Annotated in this window: 12 protein-coding genes; 6 read left to right on the top strand and 6 right to left on the bottom strand. The window is 73.6% G+C overall.

Annotation, left to right across the window (positions count from 1 at the left end; genetic code table 11):
• A partial coding sequence (locus QRN56_RS16040) for a 13E12 repeat family protein (protein ID WP_502928809.1) occupies window positions 1–1,195 on the bottom strand: 1,195 nt, incomplete at its 3' end.
• Window positions 1,196–1,597: 402 nt separating this feature from the next.
• Here QRN56_RS16040 and QRN56_RS16035 point away from each other — a divergent pair.
• On the top strand, window positions 1,598–2,506 hold the full coding sequence (locus tag QRN56_RS16035) for a DMT family transporter (protein ID WP_285104852.1): 909 nt from the start codon (window positions 1,598–1,600) through the stop codon (window positions 2,504–2,506).
• Between the two features lie 30 nt (window positions 2,507–2,536).
• Here QRN56_RS16035 and QRN56_RS16030 read toward each other — a convergent pair whose 3' ends face one another.
• Window positions 2,537–3,610, bottom strand: coding sequence for a hypothetical protein (locus QRN56_RS16030; protein WP_285104851.1), 1,074 nt, complete (start codon window positions 3,608–3,610; stop codon window positions 2,537–2,539).
• A 139-nt stretch (window positions 3,611–3,749) separates the two neighbouring features.
• On the opposite strand from QRN56_RS16030, the gene QRN56_RS16025 reads away from it, so the two are divergent.
• Together QRN56_RS16025 and QRN56_RS16020 are read left to right on the top strand one after the other, a co-directional pair.
• Window positions 3,750–4,616, top strand: coding sequence for a class I SAM-dependent methyltransferase (locus tag QRN56_RS16025; RefSeq protein ID WP_285104850.1), 867 nt, complete (start codon window positions 3,750–3,752; stop codon window positions 4,614–4,616).
• Window positions 4,613–5,179 carry a DinB family protein gene (locus QRN56_RS16020; RefSeq protein WP_285104848.1) on the top strand — a complete coding sequence of 189 codons (567 nt, stop codon included), beginning with the start codon at window positions 4,613–4,615 and terminating at the stop codon, window positions 5,177–5,179. The genes QRN56_RS16025 and QRN56_RS16020 overlap by 4 nt, the downstream gene beginning before the upstream one ends.
• A 143-nt stretch (window positions 5,180–5,322) precedes the next feature.
• Here the strand turns inward: QRN56_RS16020 and QRN56_RS16015 are convergent, their stop codons facing one another.
• Both QRN56_RS16015 and QRN56_RS16010 read right to left on the bottom strand, forming a co-directional pair.
• Window positions 5,323–5,781 carry a hypothetical protein gene (locus tag QRN56_RS16015; protein ID WP_285104847.1) on the bottom strand — a complete coding sequence of 153 codons (459 nt, stop codon included), beginning with the start codon at window positions 5,779–5,781 and terminating at the stop codon, window positions 5,323–5,325.
• Window positions 5,782–5,874: 93 nt separating this feature from the next.
• Window positions 5,875–6,795, bottom strand: a complete 921-nt coding sequence (locus QRN56_RS16010) for a LysR family transcriptional regulator (RefSeq protein WP_285104846.1) — start codon at window positions 6,793–6,795, stop codon at window positions 5,875–5,877.
• A 95-nt stretch (window positions 6,796–6,890) separates the two neighbouring features.
• On the opposite strand from QRN56_RS16010, the gene QRN56_RS16005 reads away from it, so the two are divergent.
• From QRN56_RS16005 to QRN56_RS15995, 3 genes are read left to right on the top strand one after another with little or no spacing between them, the layout of a single operon-like run.
• A complete protein-coding gene (locus QRN56_RS16005; RefSeq protein ID WP_285104845.1) occupies window positions 6,891–7,928 on the top strand; it encodes a threonine ammonia-lyase in 1,038 nt (345 codons plus the stop codon).
• 10 nt (window positions 7,929–7,938) lie between these two features.
• The gene (locus tag QRN56_RS16000) at window positions 7,939–8,559 is read left to right on the top strand and encodes an L-threonylcarbamoyladenylate synthase (protein WP_285104844.1); all 621 of its coding nucleotides are present in this window, start codon (window positions 7,939–7,941) and stop codon (window positions 8,557–8,559) included.
• Window positions 8,560–8,569: 10 nt separating this feature from the next.
• Window positions 8,570–9,976, top strand: a complete 1,407-nt coding sequence (locus QRN56_RS15995) for a UTP--glucose-1-phosphate uridylyltransferase (RefSeq protein ID WP_285104843.1) — start codon at window positions 8,570–8,572, stop codon at window positions 9,974–9,976.
• Window positions 9,977–10,143: 167 nt separating this feature from the next.
• On the opposite strand, the gene QRN56_RS15990 is transcribed toward QRN56_RS15995, so the two are convergent.
• The gene (locus tag QRN56_RS15990) at window positions 10,144–12,639 is read right to left on the bottom strand and encodes an alpha-N-acetylglucosaminidase TIM-barrel domain-containing protein (protein WP_285104842.1); all 2,496 of its coding nucleotides are present in this window, start codon (window positions 12,637–12,639) and stop codon (window positions 10,144–10,146) included.
• The gene (locus QRN56_RS15985) at window positions 12,573–13,988 is read right to left on the bottom strand and encodes a Gfo/Idh/MocA family protein (RefSeq protein WP_285104841.1); all 1,416 of its coding nucleotides are present in this window, start codon (window positions 13,986–13,988) and stop codon (window positions 12,573–12,575) included. The genes QRN56_RS15990 and QRN56_RS15985 overlap by 67 nt, the downstream gene beginning before the upstream one ends.
• Window positions 13,989–14,030 lie beyond the last annotated feature (42 nt).

The following is a 14,030-nucleotide window of genomic DNA, read 5'->3' as shown; positions in this document are numbered from 1 at the left end:
CGCCGCAGGTGCAGCCCGTGGCGGGCGCGGTGGTGCGCGGCATGGCCTGCTCGCCCGTGCCCGTGCCCGTGCCCGTGCCCGTGCCCGTGCCCGTGCCCGTGCCCGTGCACTGCGGGGTGACGGTGGTGTCGGGGGCGCAGTCGGGTTGTGGCGGGACGATGATGCGGCCGGTGGTGATCGCGACGAGGGCGTCGGCGCGGGCCTGGGCCAGGGTGCGGGTGTTGCCGGGGGTGCGGCGCAGGGTGTGGGCGGTCTGTTCGATGGTGTCCCAGACGGCGGTGGCGTCGGTGGCGGGCAGGTTCGCGCTGATCCAGGCCATTGAGTTGTCGGCGGGGTCGAGGTAGACGGCGCGGCGGGTGGTGGCGTGCTTGGCGACCTCGTTGGTGCCGTGCAGGTTGGTGGCGTACTGGTTCATCTTGTCGCGTAGCCAGCGGCGGGTGTGGTCGGGGGCCTGGGGCAGGTAGCGGGTGATGGCGTGTTCGCGTTCGGTGGTGGTGAGGGGGTTGCCGGCGTGCAGCAGGATGTCGGCCTTGGCGGTGTCGATCGTGCTGGTGTGTAGGGCGTTCATGACTTGGGGGTGTTGGGTCAGGCTGGTGCCGCGGGCCATGAGCTTGTTCGCGTCGGTCTGGGGGATGCGCAGGCGGGCGCTGATCTCGGCTGCGGCGGTGGTGTGTTCGGTGGTCCAGCCGCGGCGTCGGGCGATCTCGCTGGTGGCGCGGGACTGCATGGCGGTGGCCCAGGAGATGATGTCCTGCCACCGCGCCGCGACATCCAGCAGCTCGGCGTCATCGGCATCCGCCACCTCGACACCGGTCAAGGCGGCGACCAGGCTCGCGCCGACAGGGAGTCGGGTCAGGTCTGTCAGCGCGTCTGGATCGATCGCGTCTGGATCGACCGCGTCTGGGTTGAGTTCGCCTGGGTCGAGTTCGTCTGAGTCGACGGCATCGCGCGCGACGACGTCGACGCCGAGACCATGGGCCGGTCGGTGCCCGCCGGCTCCGTGGCCGGTCCAGGTGACGACGGCCTCGGGCACGGGTCCCTTGTTGTCGAGGCGCGTCGACGGCCAGCCCAGGGAGATCGTCGTGGTGCCCAGGGGCGTGTCCGAGGCGGTGAGGAGCACGGTGTCGAGGGCGTACCGCAGTGACCGTTCCACAACGGTGAGAGGGTTCCGGCCTCCGCCCTGGGACTCGTCCATGTGTTCCTCCTCCGATCTGCCTCGTTCTGCTCAGCATCTCAAACACCATCGAGGCATCGAATATATGTTCGACGGAACGCAAGCGCATCTCCAGATCGGAAGGTGTGGAGAACCCACCTGACCACCCCCACGGATCCGGCGCGAGACACCACCTCACCCGCCAGGACACCGCTGCTAGCATCCCGTCCGTGACTCCGAACCGTTCCGTCCTGCCGCCTCCGGTCGTCTGACCGGAGCGGCACCACGACCGGCCCGTACGGGCCGGGCATGCGGCGTGCTCCGAGACGTCTCCCCATCCTTCCGGACGCCTGACGGAACCCAGGACCTCCTCGCGCGAGCTCCCGTCGGCCCTCCGGACCCCTCGGAACACGCCGGGACCTGCGGTCCCGGTCAGGAGCACACATGCCATCACCTCGAACCGGGCTGCTTCTCGTCTGCCTCGCCGGAGTCCTCTGGGGCACCGGCGGCCTCGCCCTGGAGATCCTGCGCGACCACTCGTCGATGTCCGTCCTCACGGTCAGTGCGTACCGCATGCTCATCGCCGCCCTCGTCCTGGTCGCCTCGTCGTTCGTGCTGCGCAGGGGGCAGCAGCTCGTGGCCCTGGTCCGCGCGCACCCGGCGCGCGCCGCCGTCGTCGGGCTGGGGACGGGCGCCTACCAGGCGCTGTACTTCGGGTCCGTCGCGACAGCGGGCGTCACCGTCGCCACGGTCGTCAGCCTGGGCCTCGCGCCGGTCCTGCTCGCCGCGGTGGACCTCCTCCGGGCCCGACGGCGCACGGCGGTCCGCCCCCGCTCCGCCCTGCGCCTCGGGCTGGTCATCTCCGCCGCGCTGTCCGGCCTCGTGCTGGTCAGCGCGGCGTCCGGGGCGGACGCCGTCGGGTCGCGTCCGGTGCTCGGCCTGCTGCTGGCCGTCGCCTCGGGCTCGGTCTACGCCGCGACGACGACGCTCGGCGGCACCCTGCTGGCGTCACCGGACGTGGACCCGCTCGCGCTGACCACGGTGGCGACGACGGCGGGCGCCGTCGGCCTCGTCCCGGCCGCGCTGGTCGGGGGAGGGCCGCTCGTCACGAGCGACCCGGTCGCACTCGGCACCCTCGCCTACCTCGGTGTGTTCACGATGGCCCTCGCGTACGGGCTGTTCTACGCGGGCCTGCGCACCACCCGCAGCGGCGCGGCCGTGGTCGCGACGCTGCTGGAACCCGTGACGGCGGCGGTCGCGGCCGCTGTCGTGCTGGGTGAGCGGCTCGGGCCGGCCGGGATCGTGGGCTCGGTGCTCATCCTGGCCGCGGTGGCCGGGCTGGACGAGGGGTAGCGCGGGCGGGGGGAGGTTGGCAGACCCCGCTCAGGCGTACGACCAGCGTCCGTCCTGCCGTGGTTTCTGCTGCGCCGGGACGGACGCGTCGTACTCGACGGCGGTCATCTGGCCGGTGTTGTACTGGTCGGCGATGTACTGGCTGAACTGGCCCGAGTCGAGCGTGTGCGCGTTGTCCTCGTAGTCGTACTCGTTGTAGCTGCCCTGGGCGCCGTAACCGCCCGGCGGGGCGGCAGGAGCGGCGGTCGGCGCCGGTGCGTGCAGCCCCGCGGGCGCGGCGTACGCGGTCTGCGCCGCGCCCGCGACGGGACCCGTGGCATGCGCACCCGGGTACGAGCCCGAGCCGTACGCCTGCTGACCTGACCCGTAGTCCAGCTCGGAACCCGCCGCGTACTGCGGCTGGTATCCCGCCCCGTGACCGGGCTGGGCGCCGCTCTGTGCCACGGCATCGGCAGCCGGCTGGTACGACGGGTAGGCGCCCGTGCTCACCTGCTGCGGGGCGGGCTGCCAGAGGTCTGCCGGTGGGTTCGGCGAGTCGAACGACGGCGTCGGCCCGGCGAGGCTGTGGGCCGCCTGGTTCTGTACGACCTGGTTCTGCGCAACCTGGTTCTGTACGACCTGGTTCTGCGTCGCCTGGTGCTGTGCCTGCGCCGCGAACAGCGCGGACGCTCCGGCGTCCGGCTGCACCCCGTTCAGCTCGCCGTGGATCCGGCCGGCGAGGTTCGCGGCGATGGCGAACCGCAGCGGGGCGAGGGAGTCCACCGACATCGTGCCCGTCACCGCGGGCGGGGGGAGGAACGCGAAGACCTCGTCGTCGCCGAGCCGCATCCCTTGGTCGAGCGCCGTGTTGAGCGTCTCCTCGAGGAGGTACTCGGCGCGTCCGTCCTCGCCCTCCAGGTCGGCGAACATGTCGTCCATCGAGTTCCAGCGGCGTTCCAGCGTGCCCTCGACCGTGTCGAGGAACCACCACCCGTCGTGCGACTCGAGGAACATGTCGCCAAAACAGGAGGCGAAGCGTGGCGTCTTGCCACCCGTTCCTATCCACGACCAGGACGACAGCGCGAACTCGTAGGCGTCAGGTGCGAATTCTCGGATCAGGTGCACCTTGCGAATGTTGCCATGCTCACACTCCGAGCAAAAGGGGCGTACTGGATATGTAACGATTCGGCTCCAACGAATCACCCAGTATTTTCCTCCCGGAAACACTTGGCCGTCGCACGCCGGGCATCGCTAGCGTCGGGCCATGGAGCGCACCGAGGGTGATACCAGGAAGAACGGCGGGCGCGGGCCCGGTCACGACCAGCTCGCGCTGGACGCGCGGGTCCAGGCGTACTACGCGGGCCTGACCGGCTGGGACGAGCATGCCCGGCTCACCGCGCGCTCGGCGCAGGGCCCGCTGGAGCACCGCAGGACCCAGGAGCTGGTGCGGCAGCGCCTCGCCCCGGGCGCGCGGGTGCTCGACGTCGGCGGCGCCACGGGCGTGCATGCCGCACCGCTCGCGGCGGACGGTTACGACGTGCTGCTCGTGGATCCCGTCGCCGAACAGGTCGCCCGCGCGGCGGAGCACGGCACCTTCGCCGCGCGCGTCGGTGACGCCCGGGATCTCGCGGCTCCGAGACTGGCGCTGGCGGACGACGCGTTCGACGCCGTCCTGCTGCTCGGCCCGCTCTACCACCTCGCGTCGCGCGTCGACCGGCTGCGGGCGCTGCGGGAGGCCGTGCGCGTGACCCGGCCCGGCGGCACAGTGGTCGCCGCGGGGATCACGCGGCTCGCGGCGCTGGTCGGCGGCGGGTACGAACAGTTCGGTCCGCTCGCCTGGCTGGCGGTCCTGGAGCGCGGCGAGGCGCCGTCGGACCTCGCCTTTCCCGCGGCGCACTTCCACGACGCCGCGGAGCTCGCAGGGGAGGCGGCGGAGGCGGGGCTGTCCGACGTCGTCGTGCACGGTGTCGAGGGACCGGCCGGCGGGGCACTGGAACGGGTGCCGCTTGCCGCCCCGGAGGCGCCAGCGCTGATCGACGCCGCGCTCACGCTCGCCCGCGCCCTGTCCACGACGCCGGGGGTCGCGGACATGAGCCAGCACGTCCTGGCGATCGGTACGGTCGCACCATGAGCACCGCTCCCGACACCCCGGCCGAGATCGCCCCGATCCCCAGGACCGACCCGCCCCTGGCCGCCGACGAGGTCACCATGCTGCGGTCGTTCGTCGACTTCTACCGCGCCACGATCCGGCGCCAGTGCGCGGGCCTGACGGCGGAGCAGCTCCGCACGCCCCACCCGCCGTCGACCATGACGCTCGCCGGGATGCTCAAGCACCTCGCGTACGTCGAGGACGTCTGGTTCTCGGTGCGGCTGCGGGGGAACGATCCCGCGCCGCCGTGGGACACGGTCGACTGGGACGCCGACCGCGACTGGGACTGGAACAGCGCCCTGACCGACTCCCCGGAGAGCCTGGCCACGCTGTTCGACGGCGCGGTGGCCGCCTCCGAGCGGATCCTGGACGAGGTGGTCGGGCAGGGCCTGGACCAGGAGGTCGTGCGCCCGGCCGGCCACGCGGGGCACGGCGGGCGCATCACGCTGCGCTGGATCCTGGTGCACATGGTCGAGGAGTACAGCCGGCACGCGGGGCACGCCGACCTGCTGCGCGAGGCCCTGGACGGCGCGACCGACCTGTAGGCCGGCACTGTAGGCCGGGCACTGTAGGCCGGGCACTGTAGGCCGGGCCCTGTAGGCCGGGCCCTGTAGGCCGGGCCCTGTAGGCCGGGCCCTGTAGAACGAACGCGGAGAACGAATGCGGGGAACGAACGCGGAGAACGCGCTCAGAACAGGAACCACGCGTAGTCGGCGGCCTCGAGCACGATCCAGAAGCGCAGGAACCGCCCGACCAGGCCCGTGCTCAGGAACAGCCACATCCGCACGCGCAGCACGCCCGCGACCACGGACATGACCATGAACGGCGGCAGCCCGGCGAACGCAGAGGCGAACAGCACCACGCCGAGGTAGACCGGGCGCCCGTCGGTGCGGTCGCGCCAGCGCGTCATCGCGGCGGCGGCCTTGGGCGAGTCCAGCTTGCGGCGCAGCCAGGGCAGGTGCGTGGTCCCGGCACCGGCCCAGTACCAGAGCAGCTTGCCGGTGATCTGTCCGACGGCGGCGACGGCGGCCAGCACCACGCTCGGGTACGTCTGGTCGGCGGCGGCGATCGCGAGATAGGCCTCCAGGGCCATGAACGCCGCGACGGCGGCACCCGCCGAGTAGAAGAACGTGGACAGCAGGAGCATCGGGCCGGGTCTGTCCTCAGCAGGAGGGTCGCGAGCCGGAGGGCCGCGAAACGGAGTGTCGCGAGAAGGAGAGGCCCGGCCGAGTGGCCGGGGTCACATCGAGACGGTAGCGCCTACGGCCACGAGCTGCCGAATCAGGGCCTCAGCGGGCGGCGCGGGCGGCCCCACGGTGAGCGCCATCACGCGGCGCAGCGCCCCGGGCAGGGGAGCGGTGGCGATCCCCGGGTGCCGGTGGGCGAGCAGCGTCAGCCCCGGCAGCAGGCTGACACCGGCCCCGGCGGCGACCAGGGCCTGCACGGCCACGTAGTCGTCGGTCTCGAACGCGATGCGGGGCGCGAAGCCGACGGCGGCGCAGCGGGCGACCATGTCCGCGCGGCAGCGCTCGCAGCCGGCGATCCAGTCGGCGTCGTCCAGCGCCCGCAGGTCAGGGGTGACGCCGGGCTCCGGCGCGGCGTCGAGGTCCGCGGCCGTCACGAGGTTGACCGGCTCCTCGAGGATGGTCGTCGACTCGAACCGCGACAGGTCGTCCATGGAGCGGGCGTGGCGCACGTCGACGTGCTCGAACACCAGCGCGACGTCGACCGCCCCGGACTGCAGCGCGGCGACGGCGTCCGGCGGCTCGTGCTCGACCAGGCCCACGGACAGGCCGGGGTGCTCCTGCACGAGCCGGGCGACGGCGTCCGGCACGAGGGTGGCCAGGGCGGAGGGGAAGGCGGCGAGGCGGGCCCGGCCCGCGCGCAGCCCGGCCAGGGCGTCGAGCTCGCGCCGCGCGCCCTCGACGCGCCCGAGGATCTCCTCGGCGCGGTTGGCGAGCAGGCGGCCGGCCTCGGTAAGGCGGACGCCGCGGCCGTGCCGCTGCAGCAGGGGGATGCCGGCGTCGGCCTCCAGGCGGGACAGGTGGTGGCTCACCGACGGCTGGGCGTAGTGCAGCTCCTTTGCCGCGGCCGTGACGGAGCCCGTACGGGCCACCGCCGCGAGCACCCGCAGCCGGGTGAGGTCGAGCTCTGCGGTCATGTCACCAGGCTAGCGCAGAAAGATAGGTGCTATCGATCGAAAGTCCAAGTAACAAGTATTGGACCTATGGGTCATGAGCGGGTCACGCTGGATTCATGATGGTCGCGCCCGCCCCAGACGCCACCCGCACCGACGCCACCCGAGTCGACGGCACCCGCACCGCCGTCTCGATCGCCGACGTGCTGGCCGCGCAGTCGCGCCTGGACGGCACCGTGGTCCGCACCCCGGTGGGCGAGTACCCCGACGTCGACCGGGCGGCCGGCACCACCGTCGTCGTCAAGCACGAGAACCAGCAGCGCACCGGAGCCTTCAAGGCCCGCGGCGCCAGCAACCTCCTGCTGTCCATGTCCGACGCCGAACGGGCCCGCGGCGTCGTCGCCTACTCCACGGGGAACCACGCACAGGGCGTCGCCTACGCCGCCCGCCTGACCGGCACCGCCTGCACCATCGTCATGCCTGACGACCCCAACCCCGTCAAGCTGCGGGCCGTGCTCGACCAGGGCGCCGACGTGCTGCTGCAGGGCGCCACGTTCGACGACGCCCGCGCGCACGCCACGGCGCTCGCGGCCGCCTCGGGGGCGCGCCTCGTGGGCGCCGCGAACGAGCCCGCGATCATCGCCGGCGTCGGCAGCCTCTACCTCGAGCTGTTCCAGCAGGCGCCCGGCCTCGACGTGCTCGTGGTCCCCGTCGGCGGCGGGTCCGGCGCCGCCGCGGCGGGCCTCGTCGCCTCCGCCGTCGCGCCCGGCACCGAGGTGATCGGCGTGCAGTCCGCGGCGTCGCCCGCGGCGCACGACTCCTGGCACGCCGGGACGCTCCTGGAGCGCGCCAACACCACCCGCGCCGAGGGCCTCGCCGTCGGCTGCGGGTTCGAGATCACCCAGGCCCTCATGCGCCGGCACCTGGCCGACTTCGTGCTCGTCACCGACGAGCAGATCAGCGCCGCCCAGCAGCTCTACCTCACCGGCGCGCACACGGTCGCCGAGGGTGCGGGGGCCGCCGCGCTCGCCGCCGTCCTGGCCGACCCGGAACGGTTTGCGGGCCGCCGCGTCGGCGTCGTCTGCACGGGCGGGAACGCGAGCGGGGACGAGCTGCGGCGCGCCCTGGGTCGCGCCGACGCACCCGCCCCCGACTAGGCTCGGCCGCATGGCCCGCTACTTCGACGTCCACCCCGTCGACCCTCAGCCGCGCGCGGTCGCGCAGGTGGTCGCGATGCTGCGCGACGACGCGCTGATCGCCTACCCGACCGACTCCTCCTACGCGTTGGGCTGTCGCATGGAGTACCACGACGGCGCGGACCGCATCCGCGCCATCCGGCGGCTCGACGACAAGCACCACTTCACGCTGGTCTGCTCGGACTTCGCCCAGCTCGGCCAGCTCGTCAGGCTGGACAACTCCGCGTTCCGCGCCATCAAGGCCGCCACGCCCGGGCCGTACACGTTCATCCTGCCCGCCACCGCGGAGGTGCCCCGCCGGCTCGCGCACCCCAAGAAGAAGACCGTGGGCGTGCGCATCCCCGAGTCCGCCGTCACCCAGGCGCTGCTCCGCGAGCTTGGCGAGCCCCTGCTGTCGTCCACCCTGATCCTGCCGGACCACGCCGAGCCCCTGACCGACGGCTGGACCATCAAGGAGGAGCTCGACCACGTGCTCGACGCCGTGGTCGACGGCGGCGACGCCGGGACCGAGCCGACCACCGTCGTCGACTGGTCCGACGGTTATCCACAGGTGGTCCGAGAAGGGGCCGGCGACCCCGCCCGTTTCGAATAGCCTGGGGGTCATGACCGACCCCACCGGGCTCGAGCAGGCCCGCACCAAGATGACCCAGGCAGGCGTGGCACCCGCCGCGATCGAGACGTTCACGCGCTTCTACCACCTGCTGGAGTCCGGCGAGACCGGCCTGATCCGCGAGAACGACGTCGACCCGCTCGTCGACATCCCCAACCGCGCCGAGCTGACCCTCAGCGACGACGACGCGGCCGCCGCCCTGGCGCAGACCGCCATGCTCAAGCTCAACGGCGGGCTCGGCACGTCCATGGGCATGGACCAGGCCAAGTCCCTGCTGCCCGTCCGGGAGGCGCCCGACGGCGCCGGTGAGCTGCTCACCTTCCTCGACATCATCGTCGGCCAGGTCCGCGCCGCCCGGCAGGCCACCGGTGCCCGCCTCCCGCTGCTGTTCATGAACTCCTTCCGCACCCGCGACGACTCGCTCGCCGCCCTGCAGCGGTACGCCGACATCGCCGTCGACGGGCTGCCCGTCGACTTCCTGCAGAACCGCGAGCCCAAGCTCCTCGCCTCGGACCTCACCCCCGTCACCTGGGAGAAGGACCCCGACCTCGAGTGGTGCCCGCCCGGGCACGGCGACCTCTACCCGGCGCTGCACGCCTCCGGCGTCGTCACCGCCCTCCTAGGCGCCGGCTTCCGGTACATGTGCGTCTCCAACTCCGACAACCTCGGCGCCACACCCGACGCCACGATCGCCGGCTGGTTCGCGGCGTCCGGCGCCCCGTACGCAGCCGAGCTCTGCCGCAAGACGGCCGCCGACGTCAAGGGCGGTCAGCTCGTCGTCCGCAAGGCCGACGGCCGCATCGTCCAGCGCGAGACCGCGCAGACCCACCCCGACGACGTCGCCGCCTCCCTGGACGCGACGCGCCACCCCTTCTTCCACACCAACAACCTCTGGTTCGACCTCCAGGCGCTGGCGGCGGAGCTGGAGCGGACGGGCGGCGTGCTCGAGCTGCCGCTGATCCGCAACGACAAGACGGTCGACCCGTCCGACTCGTCGTCGCCCGAGGTCGTGCAGATCGAGTCCGCGATGGGTGCGGCCGTCGCCGTCTTCGAGGGCGCGACCGCCATCGAGGTCGAGCGGTCCCGGTTCCTGCCGGTCAAGACCACGAACGACCTGCTGGTGCTGCGCTCGGACGTCTACACCCTGACGTCGGACTACCGGCTCGAGGCCCAGGCGCCCGCTCCGCTGGTGGACCTCGACAAGGCCCACTACAAGCTGATCGACGGCTTCACGCAGCGGTTCGCCGCGGGCGCACCGTCGCTGCGCGACGCCGACTCCCTCACCGTTCGCGGCGACTGGACCTTCGGGTCGGGCGTGCGCGCCGAGGGCAAGGCGACGCTGTCGGGCGAGGGCGGCACGGTGCCGGACGGCGCGACGGTCGGCGCCGAGGGGTTCTGACGGGCTGCACGGACTGACGCGGCTGCACGGACTGACGCGGCTGCCGGGGCGCACGGCGGGGGCGGTGTCGGATTGCGGTGTCCGCTGCGCCGTGGGCACGGCCGCGTGGTCGGTAGAACGTCCGGTGATCGGCATCTCGAGCTGCCGATCACCTGACGTTCTGCCGATCACGCGCCGTCCTGCCGGTGGTTCGTCGTGGCTGATCGCCAGGTCTCCTCGATGGCGACGATCCGTGCGCGCAGTGCCGTGGGGTCGGCGTCCGGCGGTACCGGACCGGCCGTGGCGGCGTCGGCGAGCCAGTCGGCCCAGGCCCGCCAGCGCGGCAGGTAGAGGTCGCGGACGAGGCCGTGCCAGTGCCGGCCGGAGTAGTCGTGCAGGCCGTTGTGCTGGCCGCCCCAGACGCTGACCAGGCTCCGTGCCTCGCGTTCCATCGCGTCCCGCTCTGCGGTGGTGTCGCCCCAGGCGCGGGCGGCGTCGATCCACGTCGACACCCGGGTCTCCGGACGTTCGGCGGTCAGGGTGTCCAGGGTCAGCAGGTCGGCGCGCAGGCGCCCCATGTGGTCGCGGACGCCGTCGGGGTCTCCGGCCCGCGCCGCCGCGAGGATGCCGCGCACGTGTACCCGCGTGCCCTGTGCCAGGACGTGCCCGGTGAGCTCGGCGATGTCGGCGGCCAGCACGTCGCGGGGTGTGGCCGGACCGTCCGGGTCGGCTCCCGATCGGTCGTCCGAAGGCCCTCGGGACAGCGCCTCGTGAACCGCGGTGAGGTCCTGGACCGCCCCGGCAAGGCGGGGGAGGGCGGCCGCGGTCGCGGGGTCGTTTTCGGCGTCCACGTTGGACGACGGCGTGGGCGGCTGAGGGCCGGAGATCGCCTCGCCGGCGCTGCGTTGGGCGGGGAACGGGAGCCCTGCGCTCCACGGTCGGGCGATGACGGGAGTCGGGATGGAGCGGGTACGCCCGGCACCGTAGAGCGTGGAATAAATAGTGTGCCAAGCGCGGAGCGCTGCTTCGGCAGCTCCCTGCACCGGATCGGGGATCAGCCCTGGCGTCCCAGCTGGTCCGGACATCCCAGCCTGTTCGGACGGTGGAGCCGGTTCCACCCGTTGGGTCGGTCGGGTCGGTTCTGCGGGCAGACCCGCCGGCCCAGCCAAGCCTGACGACCCGGCCAGCCCGTACCTGGTCAGCACGAAGCTCTCCAGCCAGACGTCGAGGTCTGCGGGGGAGCGCGGGGCGTCGTCCCAGGCGAGGTCGGTCGCGAGCTCGTAGAAGACCTCGTTGTTCTCGATCGCCTCGGGGGCGAGGCCCACGCCCCGCAGGTGGGCCACGCCGTCGGGCAGGGCGTGCACGTCCCGGACCAGCCCGGCGAGGTCGCCGAACAGCGCGGGCCGGCCGCCGAAGTTGTGCAGCGCGCACCAGACCCAGGGTCGGCCGGCGAGCGGGCCGCCGTCGGCGAGCAGGGCCGCGTGCAGCGGCACGTGCTCGCCCCAGAGGTCGAGGACGAGCGTCCGGTCGGCGGGAACGTCGTGCAGGTAGGCGGCCACACGGTCCGGCGTCCAGAACGCGCCCTTGTAGTGGAACGGCCAGCCCTGGAGCACCCAGACGGGCCCGGGCTCGGCGGCGGCCCGCGCAGCGGCGGCGAGGGCGCGGTACGTCCCGCGTCCGGCGGCCCGCAGGTAATCGACGTCGCCCGACGGCGGGACCGACTCGATGTACGGGTCCACCGCGTAGAAGCCCGTCCCGGGGCCGAGCAGCTCGCGTTGCACCGCCCCGAATGTCGCGTGCAGCTCCTGGAAGCGTGGGGACTCGGGGTGCAGCAGGGGGATGTGCCAGCCCTGCCACTCGATCTCGTCGACCGGCTGTCCCTGTTCCGGTCCCTGTTCCGATTCCTGCCCCGGCCCGTGCCCCGCACCCTGCCCCGGCCCGGCGAGGGCCCGCGGCACGTGCCCGCCGAACCCGGGCAGCACCGGCGTCATGCCCAGCTCGCGCATCCGCACCAGGATCCGCCGGGCGAGATCCACGCGGCGCTCCGCCCAGCGGGCAGGCAGCGGACCCCCGAACGAGTGCATGCCGCCCATGAACGTCCACGGGAAGTGCGCGGCACCGCCGATCCACTCGGCGGCCTCGGCGTCCGGCAGGCCGGCCCGGCGGAAGGTCTCGGCGAGCACGGCCTCGTGCGCCACCAGCATGAGCGGGTGCGTGACGCCGTGCAGCGCCATCCAGTCGATCTCCCGTTCCCAGCGGTCCCAGCCCCAGAACGGGGTCGAGTACCCGAAGGTCACCACGTTCAGGTAGTACCGCACGGCGTGCGGGGACGAGACTGAGGTGCGCGGGGCGTCGGGAAGGCGCCTCTCGCTCACCCGCGAGCGCGACCACGTGAGCCGCGTGCCCAGGTGCGTGCGCGCGTACCGGCCCAGGGCGACCGACGCCGCCACGGGGTCGGTCGCCCGGAGTGTCAGGCGTCCGCCGTCGGCCCGGAAGTCGGCCGCGCACGCCGGGCGGCCCGGACCGTCCTCGGGAAGTGGCTCCACCGTGATCCGCGCGGGTTCGAGCCCCGCGCGTCCGGCGACGCCGCGGACGGCGTCGGCCCACGGCGGACCCGTCATGCCGGCGCTCCCGGACGTGAGGAACCCGCCGGCCCCGCCGACCCCAACGCCGTCCTCGCCCATGCCGGAAAGTCCACCACGCCCCCACCCGTGCGCGACTCCTCGGCCGCGAACGCCATGAGGTGGCTGTCCAGCGCGGTGGCGTACGACAGCTCGCCCGTCCCGACGGAGCCGTCGGCCACGGCGCGGCAGAACGCGTCCATCAGCCCGTCGTCGCCCCCCGCGTGCCCGCGGTGGTCCGCGGCTGCCGTCTCGGCACGGGCGACCAGCGTCCAGGCCGGGTACCCGAGGGGTCCGGCGCCGCCCGAGGACACCACCTCGACCCCTGTCCCCGGAGCGAGCAGGGTCTCCGGCAGCCTGCCCGACGGCGAGAACAGGTCGACCCGGATCTCGCCCGACCCCATGTGCCCGTGGAGCTGCCCGCGCGTGCCGGTGATCGCGAGGTGGCGGGTGTTCTCGGCGGTGAACGCGCTGGCCGTGAGCGTCGCGGTGAGGCCGGAGGCGAACCGCAGGAGCGTCTGCTGGTGGTCGGCCACGTCGTTGTCGCAGCGGTAGACGCAGCGCCCGTACGGGCCGCGCCGCAGGGCAGCGATCCGGCCGGCGGGGGAGAGGTCGTCGCCCAGCATCGCGACCGGGTGGCTGGTGACGTCGCGCAGGGCGTCCACGTAGTACCGCGGCGCGTGGAACGGGCAGCTCGCCGCCGCGGGGCAGCCGTCGGTGCAGCGCCCGGGCGCGCCGGCGGGCGCGTTCTCCGGCCGGAAGTGCAGCAGCGAGCCCTGGCTGGAGACCGCCTGGGGTGCGGCGCCCGCGAGCCAGCGGATCAGGTCGAGGTCGTGGCACGTCTTCGCCAGCACCATCGGGCTCGACTCGGCGGCGTTGCGCCAGTTCCCGCGCACGAACGAGTGCGCGAAGTGCCAGAACCCGATGTTCTCCCGGACCTCGATCGTCGCGAGGTCGCCCAGCGTGCCGGACGCCACGACGGCGCGGACCGCGCGCCAGAAAGGTGCGAATCGCAGCACGTGCCCGACGGCGACCCGGGCGCCCGTCCGGCGCACCACGCGGGCCAGGTCGGTGAGCCCGGTGAGCGTCGGGGCGGCCGGCTTCTCCAGCAGCATCGGCAGACCGGCCTCCGCCACCGCGGCGGCAGCCTCGACGTGGAGGGCATCCGGCAGGGCGATCAGCACGGCGTCGGGGCGCAGGTGGTCGAGGTCGGCGACCAGGCCGCGCCAGTCGGGGTAGCGGGCCGCCGTCGTGCCTGCCAGCGCGTCCAGCCGGGCGGGCGCCGGGTCGGCGACGCCCACGATCCGGGCGCGGTCCGGGTGCGCCCGCACCCAGCGGCCGTAGGCGTCCGAACCTCGGCCGCCCGCGCCCAGCACGGCCAGGCGCAGGGGGACGCCCGGACGGAGGGGCACAGCCGAACGCGGCGGGACTGTCATCGCTCTGTCCTCATCGGG

Origin of the sequence: Promicromonospora sp. MEB111 (assembly GCF_030209445.1) — a bacterium.
Lineage (GTDB): Bacteria > Actinomycetota > Actinomycetes > Actinomycetales > Cellulomonadaceae > Promicromonospora.
This window is presented reverse-complemented; position numbering and strand designations above follow the sequence as displayed.